Origin of the sequence: Gemmobacter sp. (genome assembly GCF_046292685.1) — a bacterium.
Lineage (GTDB): Bacteria > Pseudomonadota > Alphaproteobacteria > Rhodobacterales > Rhodobacteraceae > Wagnerdoeblera.
In genome coordinates this window covers 1-15,283 of record NZ_JBKBQM010000022.1, presented here as the reverse complement: position 1 = coordinate 15,283, position 15,283 = coordinate 1, and the positions used below count along the sequence as shown (strand labels likewise).

Below are 15,283 nucleotides of genomic sequence, written 5' to 3'. Positions count from 1 at the left end.
TCACCCGCGCACCAGACGGTCCAGCCGGTCCAGAAACCGCGACCGGTCCGCCGGACCAAAGGCCTTGCCCCCGCCTTGCCGGAACGGGTCGGCGGCGCGCAGGTCGGACATCAGGTCGCGCATCGCCAGCGCCTCGCCGATGTTGCGCGCGTCCAGCAGGCTGCCGTCGGGCCGGATCGCCCTTGCCCCGGCGGCCACCACCCGCGCGGCCAGCGGCATGTCGGCCGTCACCACCACATCGCCCGGGCCCACCCTTTCGGCGATACGCATGTCCGCCTCGTCCGCGCCGGCCGGCACGTAGACCATCTCCACCAGCGGGTTGGCGGATGGCCGGATGCCGCCGTTCGACACCATCACCACGCGCAGCCCGTGGCGCGTCGCCACCCGCTCCACCTCGGCCCGCACCGGGCAGGCATCGGCATCGACCCAGATCGTGCACCCCGCCGGCATGCCTTTCACCTTGTCCAAATATCCCGGGGGTGCGGGGGCAGAGCCCCCGCGCGCTCAGGCCAGCAGCGCATCGGCATGAAAGGCCACATGGCTTTCGATGAAGCTCGACACGAACCAGTAGCTGTGGTCGTACCCCTTCTGCATGCGGAAGGTGGCCTGCTGGCGCCGCGCCGCCATCGCCTCGGTCAGCGCCTCGGGGCGCAGCAGGTCGAGGAACTGGTCCGACGCACCCTGATCCACCAGCACCGGCCCGTCGAAGCCGCGCCGGCGCATCAGCAGGGTGCTGTCGTGCGCGGCCCATTTTGCCTCGTCCCGCCCCAGATAGGCGGCAAACTGCTTGCGCCCCCAGTCGCCCGCGGTCGGGTGGGCGATCGGCGCAAAGGCCGAAACCGACCGGAACCGCCCCGGCAGGCTCATGGCCAGCGTCAGCGCGCCATGCCCGCCCATCGAATGCCCGGTGATCGCCTGCGCGTCCTCGGCCAGCGGAAAGGCCGAAAACAGCACCCGCGGCAAATCCTCGGCGACATAGTCCCACATGCGGAAATGCGGCGCCCAGGGCGCTTCGGTGGCGTTCACATAGAACCCCGCCCCCTGGCCCAGGTCAAAGGCCGGGTCGTCGGCCACGCCGGGGCCGCGCGGGCTGGTGTCGGGAAACACCAGCGCGATGCCCGCCTCGGCCGCCCATTTCTGCGCCCCCGATTTCAGCATCGCGTTTTCGTGGGTGCAGGTCAGCCCCGACAGAAACCACAACACCGGCACGGCGCCGTCCTCGGCCTCGGCCGGCAGGAACAGGCCAAAGGTCATCTCGCAGCCGGTGGCCTGGCTGTCATGGGCATAAACCCCCTGCACCCCGCCGAAAGCCCGGTTTTCGCTGATCGTGCGCATGCCACTCCTCCGCTGTCCGTTCACCCGCCTGTCACCCAGGCGATCACCGCCGTGACGGTCACGATGCTGACCGCCGTGGAAATCAGGATCGAGGTGCTGACCCGTTGCGGCGCCACCCCGTAATGCGCGGCGAGGATATAGGTGTTGCCCGCCACCGGCAGCGCCGCCGCGGCAATCATCACCCCGGCCGCCTGTGCGTCCACCTTGAACAGCACCAGCGCCGAAAACGCCACCGCCAGCGGGTGCAGCACCAACTTGGCAAAGCTCAGCCAGGCCGCCACCTGCCAGCGTTCCGCCCCCCGCCCCGCCAGCGACGCGCCGATGGCGAACAGCGCCCCCGGCGTTGCCGCCGCGCCCAGGATGCCCAGAAAATCGTTCACCGGCCCCGGCACCGCCCATCCGGTCGCGCCCCAGCACAGCCCCAGCACCATCGACACCAGCATCGGGTTCTTCACCAGGCCCAGCCCCAGCGCCCGAAAGGTGCTCAGCCGCATGCGGCCTTCGCGTGCCCCGGTGATGATCAGCGTGATGAGGCTGGAAAACACGATCATGTCCAGCCCCAGCACCAGCAGCACCGGCCCCGCCGCCTGCGGCCCCAGCAGCACCACCAGCATCGGCACGCCCAGAAACCCGGTGTTGCCGATCACCGCGCATTGCGCCTCGATCGCGGCTTCCTCCAGGCTCACCCGCCGGGCAAAGGCCACCGCCAGCGCAACGGCATAGACCACGCCGCAGCCCCACAGATAGGCCGCCGCAAAGCGGGCATCGAACAGCTCGGCGACCGACAGGTTGGCGGCAAAGCGGAACAGCATCGCCGACAGCGCGAAATAGAACACGAACTTCGTCAGCCAGGCCGTCGCCTCGGCCGGGAAGAACCGGATCCAGGCCGCCCAGTAGCCCAGGCCCACCAGGGCAAAGAACGGCAGGGTCTTGTAGAGGATCTCCAGCATCTGGCCTTCGCGCGCGCCCTGTGGTTTGGTGCCGCTTTTCCACGCCCGGCGCCCGGGCGCAACCGCTTATCGCCGCAAGGCCGGCAGTCCGATGCCCGTCGCCTCGAAACCGCCATCGGCGGCCAGAACCTGTCCGGTGATGTAGCTGGCGGCATCCGAACACAGAAACCGGATGGCCTGGGCGATTTCTGCCTCCGACCCGTAGCGGTTCAGCGGAATGGCATCGTGATAGGCGGCGACGATCTCGGGCGAATGCACCGCCATCGCCAGCCTGGTGCGCACCGGCCCGGGGCAGACGCAATTCGCCCGCACGCCCCATTCGCCCAGTTCCGCCGCCTGTTGCCGCGTCAGGTGCATCACCGCCGCCTTCGAGGTGCCGTAAGCCACCCGCAGCGTCGAGGCGCGCAACCCCGAGATCGACCCGATGTTCACGATGGCCCCGCGGCTGGCCTTCAGCGCCGGGATGCAGGCCTGCGACACCAGGAACACACCGTCCAGATTGGTCGCCATCACTGCCCGCCACCGGGCGAAATCATGCTCGGCAATCGGGCCGAAATCGGCCACGCCGGCATTGTTGACCAGGGCGTCGATCCGGCCCAGCGAGGCCAGCACCGCGGCCACCATCGTTTCCACCTGCACCGGGTCCGACACGTCGCAGACCACGGGCAAGGCGCCCTCCAGCCCCTCGGCCGCCGCGTCCAGCGCCGGGGCATCGCGGTCGACCATCGCCACGCGCCAGCCATCGTCCAGAAACAGCCGGGCCGTGGCCAGCCCGATGCCGCGCGCAGCGCCGGTGACAAGGGCAACGGGTCGGGTCATGGCGGGCTCCTGCGCGGGGTCGTGCTGTCGGGGCAAGGCTAGCCCCCCGCCCGCCTGCGGCGCAAGCCCCGGCGCTGCGCCGCGCCGCTGGCGGGGGTGGCCTTGCGCGCCGTCCTGCGGCACTACTGAGGGCGCGGCACAGCAGGAGCGGCCCGGCCATGACACCTCCTTCCCCCTCCACAGGGTCGCCCCGCCCGACGCCCCGGCGCGCGCCGGCCCGGCTGTGGGTCACGCTGGCGACCGTATGCGCCTTGTGGGTGCTGTCCGATGCCGGCTACTACGTGGTGCTGCCCTGGCTGGGGTTTTCGCCCAGCTACAACCACGACCCGGCTGCGGCAGCGCTCTATTACCTTTACTGGATCGGGGTCGCGGTCATCCTGCTCTGGCCGACGCTGGCCACCTGGTCCGACCATGCCTGTTGGCCCAGCTTTTCCAGCGCGCCGGTCGCCATCGCGCTGTGGACGCTGCTGCTGGCGGCCGCCGTGGCCTATGTCGCCCATGTGCTGCCGGCGCTGCCGAGCTTCGATGCCGCGGGTCGCCTTTCTCCTCCCGACATGCCGCAGGCCAACGCGTGGTATTTCCTGCCGAAGTCGGTCGACATCCTGTTCCAGCAGATCCTGATCGCGGCCCTTGTGCTCGGGCTGGCCAATGCCCGCGTGCCGCTGCGGCGCATGGCGGTGCTCTGCGGGCTCCTGTTCGGCCTGACGCACCTGCTGCTGCTGCTTGGTGGCAGCCCCGTCGGCTATACCGTGCGCTTCACCGGCTTCGCCACCCTGTTCGGCCGGGTCTTTCCGGTGCTGTTCCTGCGGGTGCCGAACGGGTTTGCCTTGTGTTACGCCGCGCAATGGTCCTTTTACGCCGGGGCCGTCGCCTTTGCCCGCCTGTGGTAGCGGCGCGCCCTCACGGCACGATCTTGCCGGGGTTGAGGATGTTCAAGGGGTCCAGCGCCGCCTTGATCGCCCCCATCACCTGCCAGCCCTCGCCATGCTCGGCCGCCATGAACTTGCGCTTGCCAAGGCCCACACCATGCTCGCCGCTGACGGTGCCGCCCAGCGCCAGCGCGCGCTCGGCCATCCGGTGCGCCAGCCGCAACGCCTCGTCGCGTTCGGCGGCGCTGTCGGGGTCGATCAGCAGCGTGACGTGAAAGTTGCCGTCGCCCACATGGCCCAGCATCGGGCCGGGCAGGGGGCTTGCGTCGATGTCGGCCCGCGTTTCGCGCACCGCCTGCGCCAGCGCCGAAATCGGCACGCAGACATCCGTGGTCAGCACCCGGCACCCCGGGCGCAGCGCCTTGGCGGCGTAATAGGCGTTGTGGCGCATCTTCCACAGCCGCGCGCGGTCCTCGGTCGCCGTGGCCCAGCGAAAGGCGCCCGCGCCATGCCCGGCCATGATCGCCCCCACCGTCTCGGCCTGTTCCGCCACTCCGGCGGCCGAACCGTGAAACTCCAGGAACAGATGCGGGCGCAAAGGCATCGCGGCCCCGGCATAGGCATTGAAGGCGGCAATCGCGGCCTCGTCCACGAACTCGATCCGCGCCATCGGCACCCCGGCCTGCATGGTCTCGATCACCGCGTCCACCGCCGCCCCGATCTCGGGAAAACCGCAGACCGCCGCCACCACCGCCTCGGGTTGGCCATGCAGGCGCAAGGTCAGCTCGGTGATGATTCCCAGCGTGCCTTCCGAGCCCACCATCAGCCGCGTCAGGTCGTATCCGGTCGAGGATTTGCGCGCCCGCCCCCCGGTGCGGACGATGCGCCCGTCGGCCAGCACCACCTCCAGCCCCAGCACGTTGTCGCGCATGGTGCCGTATCGCACCGCCGTGGTGCCGCTGGCGCGGGTGCCGGCCATGCCGCCCAGCGTCGCATTCGCGCCCGGATCGACCGGAAAGAACAGCCCCGTCGCGCGCAAGGCCGCATTCAGCGCCTCGCGCGTGATGCCGGGCTGCACGGTGCAATCCATGTCCTCGGGCCGCACCGCCAGCACGCGGTCCATCCGCGTCATGTCCAGCACGATGCCGCCCTGCACCGCCAGCGCATGCCCTTCCAGCGAGGTGCCGGCCCCCCAGGCCACCACCGGGCAACGCGCCGCAGCGCAGGCGGCAACAATGGCTGCGACCTCGGCGGTGTCCAGCGGCCAGGCCACCGCTTCGGGCGGCGCGGCCGGCAAATGGCTTTCGTCGCGCCCGTGCTGGTCGCGGATTGCCGCCCCGGTCTGAAAACGCGCGCCCAGCCGGGCGGACAAGGCGGCGAACAACTCGGATCGGGTCATGGTCGGGTCTCCTTCGCCTTGCCAGCATGGCGCGGCCCACGCCCCCCGGCAAGCCCCGGGCCGCCTCTGCGGCCTGCGCCCCCCTTTCACCTTGACCCAAATATCCCGGGGTCCGGGGCAGCGCCCCGGGGCCGGGGCCGGGTGTTGCGCCGGCCGGCTCAGCGGAACCGGCGAAACAGCCGGACGCGCTCGTACAGGTCTTCCATCCGCTTCAGCCGGCTTTCCGTGTCGCGCCAGCGCAGGCCCTGCACCGCCGCCAGCAGCGTTTCCACCAGCACCAGGATCGACACCGTGCTGTCCCAGGCCGATGGCGCCTCGACATGCGCGGCCAGCATGTGCCGCGCGTGGCTGGCCGCAGGCGAGATCCAGCGGTCGGTGACCAGCACCACCTCGGCGCCTTGCTCCACCGCCAACTCTGCCACCTGCAACACAGAGTTCTCGTAGCGGCGGATGTCGAAGATCACCACCACATCCCCCGGCTGCATGTCCAGCAGCGCCGGCGGCCAGGCATTCGTCATGTCCGACAGCAGCGTCACGTCCGGGCGCACCATCTTCATCAGTGTGACCAGGTAGTCCGCCAGCGCATGGGTGATCCGCCCGCCCAGCGCATAGACGCGCCGGTTGCCGTCTGCCAGCAGCGCCGCCACGGCATCGAACTCTGCCGGGTCGATCCCGGCCAGGGTGGCCTGCAGGTTGGCCGCCACCTGGTCGGCAAAGCGGTTCAGGATATGCGCCTCCGGTGCCGCGCCGGCCCATTTGTCGTGCTTGGCCAGCGGGCTGGCCAGCATGTCCTCCACCTCGGCACGCAAGGAATGCTGAAAATCGGGATAGCCCTTGAACCCCAGCTTCTGCACCAGCCGCACCACCGTCGGGGTCGAGACATCGGCCGCCCGCGCCAGTGCCGTGATCGAGCCCAGCGCCGCCACCGGGTAGTGGTCCAGAACATGCGCGGCCAGCTTGCGTTCGGTCGGCGTCAGCTCGCCCATCGCACGGCGCATCTGTTCCTCGATGGTTGCGGCGGGGTCTGCCTGAATGTTCATCGTTGCACCTCCCGAAGACATTGAAAGCTTTGTAACAGGAATTTCAGCGAACGAAAGATTCTTGACAGACCGCCCCGGCCTGCGCCAGCCTGAAGGCACAACAGGGGTGACTCGGCCTATGACCGACCAGCACGGATTTGCGGCGCAGGTGGAAAATCCTGACGCGCCGTCCAGAATGTTACTTGTGTGCGAGCATGCGTCCAATGCCTTTCCGCCCCCCTGGGGCGATCTGGGGCTGGATCCCGCGGCTCGCCGCGCGCACATCGCCTGGGATCCGGGCGCACTCGACCTGGCGCGCGCCCTGGCGCAGCGGCTCGACGCCTGCCTCGTGCATGCCCCGGTCAGCCGGCTCATCCACGACCTCAACCGCGCGCCCGACAGCGCCGGCGCCATGCCGCAGCGGTCCGAGGTCTACGACATCCCCGGCAACCGCGGCCTGACCCCGGCCGACCGCGCCGCGCGCGTCGCCGCCGTTTACGACCCATTCCATGCCGGCCTTTCTGCCGTGGTGGCGCGGCGCATCGCTCTGGGCCTGCACCCGGTGATGGTGACGGTGCATTCCTTCACCCCGGTCTGGCACGGCGTGCCGCGCGAGGTGGAACTCGGCGTCATCCACGACGACACCCGCCCCGGCGACGACCGTTTCGCCCGCGCCGTGCTGGCGGCCGCCTGGGCGATGACCGACCTGCGCGCCGAGCTCAACGCCCCCTATTCCGCGGCCGACGAGGTGACCCACCTTTTGCGCCTGCACGCTGTGCCCTATGGCCTGCCGCATGCCATGCTGGAAATCCGCAACGACCTGATCGCCGATCCCGAGGCCTGCGCGCATATGGCCGACCGTCTGGCCCCGGTGCTGACCCGCGCGCTTGTCGCGCTGAAGGGGGCATGATGCCGGGGTTCCTTGTCGCCTATGTCCGCTGGGTCGAGGGCTTCAACCGCCGCATCGGCAAGGTGGCGATGTGGTCGCTCTACCTGCTGATGGGGGTGCTGCTGTGGGGCGCCGTCGCCCGCGCCGCCTGGGCGCCGCAGGTCTGGACCGACGAGATGGCGCAGTTCCTGATGGTGGGCTATTTCATGCTGGGCGGGGCTTATGCCTTGCAGCAGGGCTCGGCGGTGCGGATGGATCTGCTGTATTCCGGCTGGTCCGACCGCACCCGCGCTGCGGTCGATGCGGTCACGATCCTGGCCATCATCTTCTACCTTGTCGTCATGCTCTGGGGCGGCACCGAAAGCCTGCAATACGCCATCGACACCGCCGAGCGGCGCCGCGGGCTGTGGCGGCCCTACATGTGGCCGATCAAGGCGGTGATGCTGCTGGGCCTGGGCATGATGCTGTTGCAATGCACCGCCTTCCTGATCCGCGACATTGCGAAACTGCGGGGGCGCGAGATCTGATGTCCACCGACCTCATTGCGCTCATGATGTTCAGCTCGATGCTGATGCTGCTGCTGACCGGGCAGCGGATGTTCGGCATCATCGGCTTTGTCGCCGTGGTCGCGGCGCTGTGGCTGTGGGGGGACCGGGGCGGCTACGACCTGGCCTTTGCCCAGACGATCAAGCTGATGGGGTGGTTTCCCATCCTGACGCTGCCGATGTTCATCCTGATGGGCTACGTTCTGTCCGAGGCGCGGCTGGCCGACGACCTTTACCGCATGTTCCATGTCTGGTTCGGCCCCGTCCCCGGGGGGCTGGCCATCGGGACCATCCTGCTGATGGTGCTGATTTCCGCGATGAACGGCCTGTCGGTGGCGGGCATGGCCATCGGCGCCACCATCGCGCTGCCAGAACTGCTGCGGCGCGGCTACGACAAGATCATGATGACCGGGGTGATTCAGGCGGGGTCGTCGCTTGGCATCCTGATTCCGCCGTCGGTGGTGCTGGTGCTGTATGCCATGATCGCGCGCCAGCCGGTGGGCAAGCTGTGGCTGGCCGGCGTGCTGCCCGGCCTGCTGATGGCCACCATGTTCATCGCCTACATCTGGATCCGCTGCCGCATCAACCCGCGGCTCGGCCCGGCCCTGGGTGCCGAGGAACGCGCCCGCATCACCCCGGCCGAACGCCGGCGGCTGCTGTGGGCCGGGGCGCTGCCGCTGGGCATCTTCGTGGTGATGATGGGGCCCTTCGTGATGGGCTACACCCGGCTGGTCGAAAGCAGCGTCATCGGCGCGCTGGCCGCGCTGGCCGCCGCCTGGATCAAGGGCCGCCTGACCTGGACCGTATTCGAAACCGCCACCCGCCAGACGCTGCTGGTTTCGTGCATGTTCATGTGGATCATCCTCGCGGCGCTCGCCTTCGGCGCGGTGTTCGACGGCTTGCGCGCCGTCGATGCGCTCAAGCGGCTGTTCCTCACCGACATGGGCCTGTCGCCCTGGACGCTGCTCATCCTGATGCAGCTCAGCTATCTCGTGATGGGCACGTTCCTCGACGATACCGCGATGCTGGTGATCGTGGCGCCGCTGTATGTGCCGCTGGTCGCGGCGCTGGGCTTCGACCTGATCTGGTATGGCGTGCTTTACACCATCACCTGCCAGATCGCCTACATGACCCCGCCTTTCGGCTACAACCTGTTCCTGATGAAGGCGATGGCCCCGCCCGAGGTCAGCCTGCGCGACATCTACGTCTCGATTTTCCCGTTTGTCGGTGTGATGATCGTCGCGCTCGGCATCGTCATGGCGTTTCCCGAAATCGCCCTGTGGCTGCCCGACACGCTTTACAACCCCTGAGAAGGCCCGAACGGCCCGGATTTGCAACAAGAGGTAAGACCATGACCACGACACGACGCAAGTTCCTGACCACCGGCGCACTGGCCGCCGGCGCCAGCACCCTGGCCGCCCCGGCCGTGCTGGCACAGGCCCCGATCCGCTGGCGGCTTCAGACCTATGCCGGCGCCGCGCTGGGGGCCGAGGTCATCAAGCCCGCGATCGACCTGTTCAACCAGGCCGCCGCCGGGCAGATGGAAATCGAACTGTTCTATGCCGACCAGCTGGTGCCCACGGGCGAGCTGTTCCAGGCGCTGCAGCGCGGCACCATCGACGCCGTGCAGTCGGACGACGACAGCATGGCCAGCCCGACCGAAGTCACGGTGTTCGGCGGCTACTTCCCGCTGGCGCTGCGCAATTCGCTGGACGTGCCGGCGCTGTTCAACAACTGGGGCCTCAAGCAGATCTGGGAAGAAGAATACGCCAAGGTCGGCGTCAAGCACGTGTCTGCCGGGTCGTGGGATCCGTGCCATTTCTCGACCAAGGATCCGATCAACAGCCTGGCCGACCTGCGCGGCAAGCGGGTGTTCACCTTCCCCACCGCGGGGCGGTTCCTGGCGCAGTTCGGGGTGGTGCCGGTGACGCTGCCGTTCGAGGATGTCGAGGTGGCGCTGCAAACCGGCGAGCTCGACGGCATCGCCTGGTCGGGCATCACCGAGGTCTATACCAACGGCTGGTCGAACGGGGCCAACTGGTTCCTGACCAACAACATCTCGGGTGCATGGATCGGGCATTTCTTTGCCAACATGGACCGCTGGAACGCCTTGCCCGACAACCTCAAGGCGCTGTTCCAGCTGGCCTGCGACCAGTCGCACCTGCACCGCCAGCAGTGGTACTGGAACGGCGAGGCGAACCTGCGCGTGAATGGCGACAAGCTGAAGCTGACCTCGATTCCGGCCGAGGAATGGGCCCAGGTCGAGGAAGCCGCCCGCAAGTTCTGGGACGAGATCGCCGCCGAAAGCCCGACCAAGGCCAAGGTGGTGGAAATCTTCAAGGCTTACAACGCCGTGGCGGAAAAGGCGGGCGCGCCGTATCGGTAAGTGTGGCACTGGGGGGCATTCTGCCCCCCAGACCCCCCTGAGGATATTTCGAGACAGAAAATGAAGCGGGTCCGTCGGGTCCGTTGTGGGAGTGACAGGGAATGCCGGGCAACCTGAGCCTTGAGGCGCTGAAAGAGGCCGTCGAGCGCGGCGAGATCGACACTGTGCTGGTCGCGGGCATCGACATGCAGGGCCGCCTTATGGGCAAGCGCTTTCACGCCGCGTTTTTCGTCGATGGCGGCTGGAAGGAAACCCATTGCTGCAACTATCTGCTGGCGGTGGACATGGAGATGACCACCGTGCCCGGCTACAAGTCCGCCGGGTGGGAGCAGGGATATGGCGACTATGTGATGAAGCCCGATCTGGCCACCCTGCGGCGCCTGCCCTGGCTGCCGGGCACCGCGCTGGTGCTGGCCGATCTGCTGGACCATCACACCCACGAGGACGTGGCGATTTCGCCGCGCGCGATCCTCAAGCGTCAGGTGGCGCGGGCGCGGGCGATGGGGCTTGCGCCGATGATGGCGACCGAGCTGGAATTCTACATCTTCGAGAACAGCTACGAGAACCTGCGCGACCACGGCCTGCGCGACCTGCGCCCGATCAGTGCCTACAACGAGGATTACCACATCTTCCAGACCACCAAGGAAGAAGGTCTGATGCGCGCGGTGCGCAACGGGCTCTATGGTGCGGGCATCCCGGTGGAAAACACCAAGGGCGAGGCTGACAGCGGCCAGCACGAGGTGAACTACCGCTATTCCGATGCGCTCGACACCGCCGACAACCATGTGGTCGTCAAGCAATGCGTCAAGGACATTGCGCATGCCGCGGGCAAGTCGGTGACCTTCATGGCGAAATACGACCATCGCAAGGCCGGCTCGTCCGCCCATGTGCACCAGAGCCTCTGGGGCCTCGACGGCACCGCTGCCTTTGCCGACGCTTCGGACCCGCATGGCATGTCGGCGCTGATGAAGCACTTTCTGGCCGGCCAGCTGGCCCATGCGCGCGACATCACGGCGTTCCTCGCGCCTTACGTGAACAGCTACAAGCGGTTTACCATCGGCATGTTCGCCCCCACCAAGGCGGTCTGGAGCGCCGACAACCGCACCGCCGGCTTCCGCGTCTGCGGCGAGGGGACCAAGGCCGTGCGGGTGGAATGCCGCATTCCCGGCAGCGACGTGAACCCCTATCTTGCCTGTGCCGCTCTGCTGGCCGCCGGGCTCGACGGCATCGAACGCAAGCTGGAACTGGAACCGGAGCTGAAAGGCGACATGTATTCGGCCAGGGGCATCCGCGAGATTCCGAAGACGTTGCGCGAGGCGGCGGACCTGCTGGAAGGGTCGGCCATGCTGCGCGCGGCCTTCGGTGACGATGTGGTGGATCACTACGTCCACGCCGCACGGTGGGAGATTTCGGAAACCGACCGCGTGGTGACGGATTTCGAATTGCAGCGACTGCTGGAACGGGCGTAGGTCTGGGGGCTTTCCCCGGCCTTGCCCCCGAACGGCGGGGCCCGGCCCCGCTTTACAGGTGACAGGATGAAACCGATTCAACTGATCTCGCCGGTCGATGGCCGGGTCTATGCCGAACGCATGCCGCTGACGCCCGAGGCGGCAGAGGCCGCCGTTGCCCGTGCCCGCGCGGCGCAAAAGGCCTGGGCCGCGCGCCCGCTGGACGAGCGCATCGCCCTGGTCAAGGCCGGGGTGGCAGCGCTGAACGCCATGAAAGACCCCGTGGTCGAGGAACTGGCCTGGCAGATGGGCCGCCCCACCCGCTATGGCGGCGAATTCGGCGGCGTCAACGCCCGCACCGAGTATATGGCCGGCATCGCCGCCGAAACCCTGGCGCCGAAGGTGATCGAGGACAGTGCCGCCTTCCGCCGCCTGCTCGCGCGCGAGGCGCTGGGCGTGGTATTCATCGTCGCGCCCTGGAACTACCCCTACCTCACCACCATCAACACGCTGGTTCCGGCGCTGATCGCCGGCAACAGCGTGGTGCTCAAGCATGCCAGCCAGACCCTGCTGGTGGGCGAGCGGCTGGCGGCCGCCTTCCACGCCGCCGGGGTGCCCGAAGACGTGTTCCAGAACGTCGTGCTGGACCATGCCACCACCGAAGGGCTGATCCGTGCCCGCGCCTTCAACTTCGTCAACTTCACCGGCTCGGTTGCGGGCGGGCAGGCGATGGAACGCGCCGCGGCCGGCACCTTTACGCCGCTGGGGCTGGAACTGGGCGGCAAGGATCCGGGCTATGTGCGCGCCGATGCCAACCTCGATGCCGCCGTCGATACGCTGATGGACGGTGCGATGTACAACGCCGGCCAGTGCTGCTGCGGGATCGAGCGGATCTACGTCCACCACACGCTCTATGACGCCTTCGTGGAAAAGGCGGTGGCCTGGGCCAACAGCCTGGTGCTGGGCAACCCGTTCGATGCCGCCACCACGCTCGGCCCGATGGCCAACGTGCGCTTTGCCCGCGTCGTGCGCGACCAGATCGCCGAAGCCGTGGCCGCCGGCGCGAAACCGCTGATCGACCCCGCCCGCTTTGCCGACGATGGCGGCGCCTACCTGGCGCCGCAGGTGCTGGTGAACGTGAACCACAAGATGCGCGTGATGATGGAAGAATCCTTCGGCCCCGTGGTCGGCATCATGCCGGTCAAGGACGACGCCGAGGCGATCGCCCTGATGAACGACAGCCCCTATGGCCTGACCGCCAGCATCTGGACCGAAGATTACGACACCGCCGCCGCCATCGGCGCGCAGATCGAAACCGGCACCATCTTCATGAACCGGGCCGATTACCTCGACCCCGCGCTGTGCTGGACCGGCTGCAAGGACACGGGCCGCGGCAATTCGCTGTCCTACCTCGGGTTCCATTCGGTGACCCGGCCGAAATCCTATCACCTCAAGAAGGTCTGATCCCATGACCCACGGCGTTCCCAACCGCAACTGGTCCTACCCGACCGCGATCAAGTTCGGCGTCGGCCGCATTGCCGAACTGGCCGAACACGCCGCCGCCGCCGGGCTCAAGCGGCCGCTTCTGGTCACCGACAAGGCGCTGGCCGCGCTGCCGATCACGGCGCAGGCGCTCGATGTGCTGGCGGCGGCCGGCATGGGCCGGGCGGTATTCTCCGACGTGGATCCGAACCCGAACGAGGCCAACATGGCCGCCGGCATCGCTGCCTACAAGGCGGGCGGCCATGACGGGGTGATCTGCTTCGGCGGCGGCTCGGCGCTCGACCTGGGCAAGATGATCGCGCTGATGGCGAACCAGCGCGACGACCTCTCGGTCTGGGATCTGGAGGATATCGACGACTGGTGGACCCGCGCCGATGCTGCCGCCATCGCCCCCGTCGTCGCCGTGCCCACCACCGCCGGCACCGGGTCCGAGGTCGGCCGCGCCGGCGTGCTGACCAACAGCGCCACCCACAAGAAGAAGATCATCTTCCACCCCCGGCTGATGCCCGCCGTCACCATCTGCGACCCGGCGCTGACCGTCGGCATGCCGCGCTTCATCACCGCCGGCACCGGGATGGATGCGCTGGCGCATTGCCTCGAGGCCTATTGCAGCCCGTTCTATCACCCGATGAGCCAGGGCATCGCGCTCGAAGGCATGCGGCTGGTGTTCGAAAACCTGCCTGTGGTCTATGCCGAGCCCGGCAACCTCATGGCCCGCGGTCACATGATGAGCGCGGCCGCGATGGGCGCCGTGGCCTTCCAGAAGGGGCTGGGCGCGATCCACAGCCTCAGCCACCCGATCGGGGCGGTTTACAACACCCACCACGGCACCACCAACGCCGTGGTGATGCCGATGGTGCTGGATTTCAACCGCCCCGCCATCGAAGACCGGATTGCGGCCGCCGCCGCCTATCTCGGCATCGCCGGCGGGTTCGATGGCTTCCGCGCCCGCATCATGGACCTGCGCGCCGAACTGGCGATCCCTGCCAACCTGACCGCGCTTGGCGTCAAGGCGGCCGATCTCGACATGCTCACCGACATGGCGCTCGAAGACCCCTCCTGCGGCGGCAATCCGGTGGCGATGACGCGCGAAAACACCCGCGCCCTGTTCGACGCCTGCATGTAGGTCGCACCGCGGCCACAACCACCAGGGGCGCCCGTCCTGCCGGCGCCCCTTTCACCTTGAGGCAAATATCCTCGGGGGTTCCCCAAGGGGGCCGACAGCCCCATTGGGCGGGGGGGGCGGGGGGCTGGCCCCCCGCGCGCCCCTTCAGGCGCGCCCGCTTGTGCAGCGTCAGGGTCGCAACGGTTCGCGCCCGGCCGCACCCAGCAACCACACGTCGCGTCCTTCGATCACCACCGCGCTCACCGGGCCGCCATAGGCGGCGGAACTGTCGATGTTCAGCCGGTTGCCGTAATGGGTGGCGCGGTCCACCGCGGTATGGCCATGCACCACCAGCAGCCCGTGGTCGCGCGGATCGTCCAGAAAATCGTGGCGGATCCAGGTCAGGTCGTCTTCGGTTTGCGCGTCCAGCGCCACCCCCGGGCGGATCCCGGCATGCACGAACACTGCCTGCCCGTGGCGATGCAGCACCGGCAGCCCGTCCAGGAAATCGCGGTGCGCCTGCGGCACCGCGGCCAGGGCATCGGCATGCACTGCCGCTTCGGGCCGGTCGGCGGGGGCATGCACACCGTAGCTGGTCAGCGTCGGCCCCCCGCCCAGCCGCGGATGCAGCCACGACAGGTCGGCCCGCAGCTTGGGGTCGCGCCGCGACGGGGTTTCGAGGAAATAGGAAAACATCCGGTCGTGGTTGCCCTTCAGCACCACCCAAGGCGCGCCGGCGGCGATTCCGGCCATCAGATACGCGATCACCCCGCGGCTGTCGGGGCCACGGTCCACCAGATCGCCGATATGAATCACCGGCGCCGTCGCATCGCCCGTCGCGGCCCGGTCGGCGGCGATGCGCTCATGGGCGGCCTGCAGCAGGTCCAGATGGCCGTGGATGTCGCCGATGGCATATGCGCGCATGATGCGGACCCTCGCGATGCGAAAAGGGCCGGGGGGGCGCACCCCCCCCCCCCCCCCCGCGGGGAAGTAGTGACGCGCCACAGGGCCAGAGC

At 68.5% G+C, this 15,283-nt stretch carries 15 protein-coding genes; 8 read left to right on the top strand and 7 right to left on the bottom strand.

The window, feature by feature from the left end; all coding sequences use genetic code 11:
- The 4 genes from ACK4S2_RS08085 to ACK4S2_RS08070 all read right to left on the bottom strand — a co-directional run bounded on the left by ACK4S2_RS08085 (position 1) and on the right by ACK4S2_RS08070 (position 3,104).
- A complete protein-coding gene (locus tag ACK4S2_RS08085; protein WP_409622690.1) occupies positions 1-450 on the bottom strand; it encodes a YaiI/YqxD family protein in 450 nt (149 codons plus the stop codon).
- Between the two features lie 54 nt (positions 451-504).
- On the bottom strand, positions 505-1,335 hold the full coding sequence (gene fghA, locus ACK4S2_RS08080) for an S-formylglutathione hydrolase (RefSeq protein ID WP_409622686.1): 831 nt from the start codon (positions 1,333-1,335) through the stop codon (positions 505-507).
- A gap of 20 nt (positions 1,336-1,355) precedes the next feature.
- Complete coding sequence (locus ACK4S2_RS08075; protein ID WP_409622683.1) at positions 1,356-2,285, bottom strand: AEC family transporter; 930 nt, start codon at positions 2,283-2,285, stop codon at positions 1,356-1,358.
- A gap of 66 nt (positions 2,286-2,351) precedes the next feature.
- Positions 2,352-3,104: an SDR family NAD(P)-dependent oxidoreductase gene (locus ACK4S2_RS08070; protein WP_409622680.1), complete on the bottom strand. Its 753-nt coding sequence runs from the start codon at positions 3,102-3,104 to the stop codon at positions 2,352-2,354.
- 158 nt (positions 3,105-3,262) lie between these two features.
- Between ACK4S2_RS08070 and ACK4S2_RS08065 the strand changes: the two genes are divergently transcribed.
- Entirely contained in the window at positions 3,263-3,994 is a 732-nt protein-coding gene (locus ACK4S2_RS08065; RefSeq protein WP_409622677.1) for a hypothetical protein, read from the top strand.
- A gap of 10 nt (positions 3,995-4,004) precedes the next feature.
- On the opposite strand, the gene ACK4S2_RS08060 is transcribed toward ACK4S2_RS08065, so the two are convergent.
- Both ACK4S2_RS08060 and ACK4S2_RS08055 read right to left on the bottom strand, forming a co-directional pair.
- Positions 4,005-5,372, bottom strand: coding sequence for an FAD-binding oxidoreductase (locus ACK4S2_RS08060; protein WP_409622674.1), 1,368 nt, complete (start codon positions 5,370-5,372; stop codon positions 4,005-4,007).
- Positions 5,373-5,530: 158 nt separating this feature from the next.
- Positions 5,531-6,412: a MurR/RpiR family transcriptional regulator gene (locus ACK4S2_RS08055; protein ID WP_409622671.1), complete on the bottom strand. Its 882-nt coding sequence runs from the start codon at positions 6,410-6,412 to the stop codon at positions 5,531-5,533.
- Between the two features lie 175 nt (positions 6,413-6,587).
- Between ACK4S2_RS08055 and ACK4S2_RS08050 the strand changes: the two genes are divergently transcribed.
- The 7 genes from ACK4S2_RS08050 (at position 6,588) to ACK4S2_RS08020 (ending at position 14,288) form a co-directional block, all read left to right on the top strand.
- Positions 6,588-7,301 carry an N-formylglutamate amidohydrolase gene (locus ACK4S2_RS08050; RefSeq protein WP_409622668.1) on the top strand — a complete coding sequence of 238 codons (714 nt, stop codon included), beginning with the start codon at positions 6,588-6,590 and terminating at the stop codon, positions 7,299-7,301.
- Positions 7,298-7,807 (top strand): TRAP transporter small permease subunit, encoded by a 510-nt coding sequence (locus ACK4S2_RS08045; protein ID WP_409622665.1) that lies wholly within the window; start codon positions 7,298-7,300, stop codon positions 7,805-7,807. The genes ACK4S2_RS08050 and ACK4S2_RS08045 overlap by 4 nt, the downstream gene beginning before the upstream one ends.
- Positions 7,807-9,135, top strand: coding sequence for a TRAP transporter large permease subunit (locus tag ACK4S2_RS08040; RefSeq protein WP_409622662.1), 1,329 nt, complete (start codon positions 7,807-7,809; stop codon positions 9,133-9,135). Before ACK4S2_RS08045 ends, ACK4S2_RS08040 begins: the two co-directional genes overlap by 1 nt.
- Before the next feature lie 41 nt (positions 9,136-9,176).
- Positions 9,177-10,211, top strand: a complete 1,035-nt coding sequence (locus ACK4S2_RS08035; RefSeq protein ID WP_409622659.1) for a TRAP transporter substrate-binding protein — start codon at positions 9,177-9,179, stop codon at positions 10,209-10,211.
- A gap of 101 nt (positions 10,212-10,312) precedes the next feature.
- On the top strand, positions 10,313-11,680 hold the full coding sequence (locus ACK4S2_RS08030; RefSeq protein ID WP_409622657.1) for a glutamine synthetase family protein: 1,368 nt from the start codon (positions 10,313-10,315) through the stop codon (positions 11,678-11,680).
- Positions 11,681-11,746: 66 nt separating this feature from the next.
- Positions 11,747-13,123, top strand: a complete 1,377-nt coding sequence (locus tag ACK4S2_RS08025; RefSeq protein WP_409622654.1) for an aldehyde dehydrogenase family protein — start codon at positions 11,747-11,749, stop codon at positions 13,121-13,123.
- A 4-nt stretch (positions 13,124-13,127) separates the two neighbouring features.
- A complete protein-coding gene (locus tag ACK4S2_RS08020) occupies positions 13,128-14,288 on the top strand; it encodes an iron-containing alcohol dehydrogenase (protein WP_409622651.1) in 1,161 nt (386 codons plus the stop codon).
- 168 nt (positions 14,289-14,456) lie between these two features.
- On the opposite strand, the gene ACK4S2_RS08015 is transcribed toward ACK4S2_RS08020, so the two are convergent.
- A complete protein-coding gene (locus ACK4S2_RS08015; protein ID WP_409622648.1) occupies positions 14,457-15,191 on the bottom strand; it encodes a metallophosphoesterase in 735 nt (244 codons plus the stop codon).
- Between the last annotated feature and the right edge of the window lie 92 nt (positions 15,192-15,283).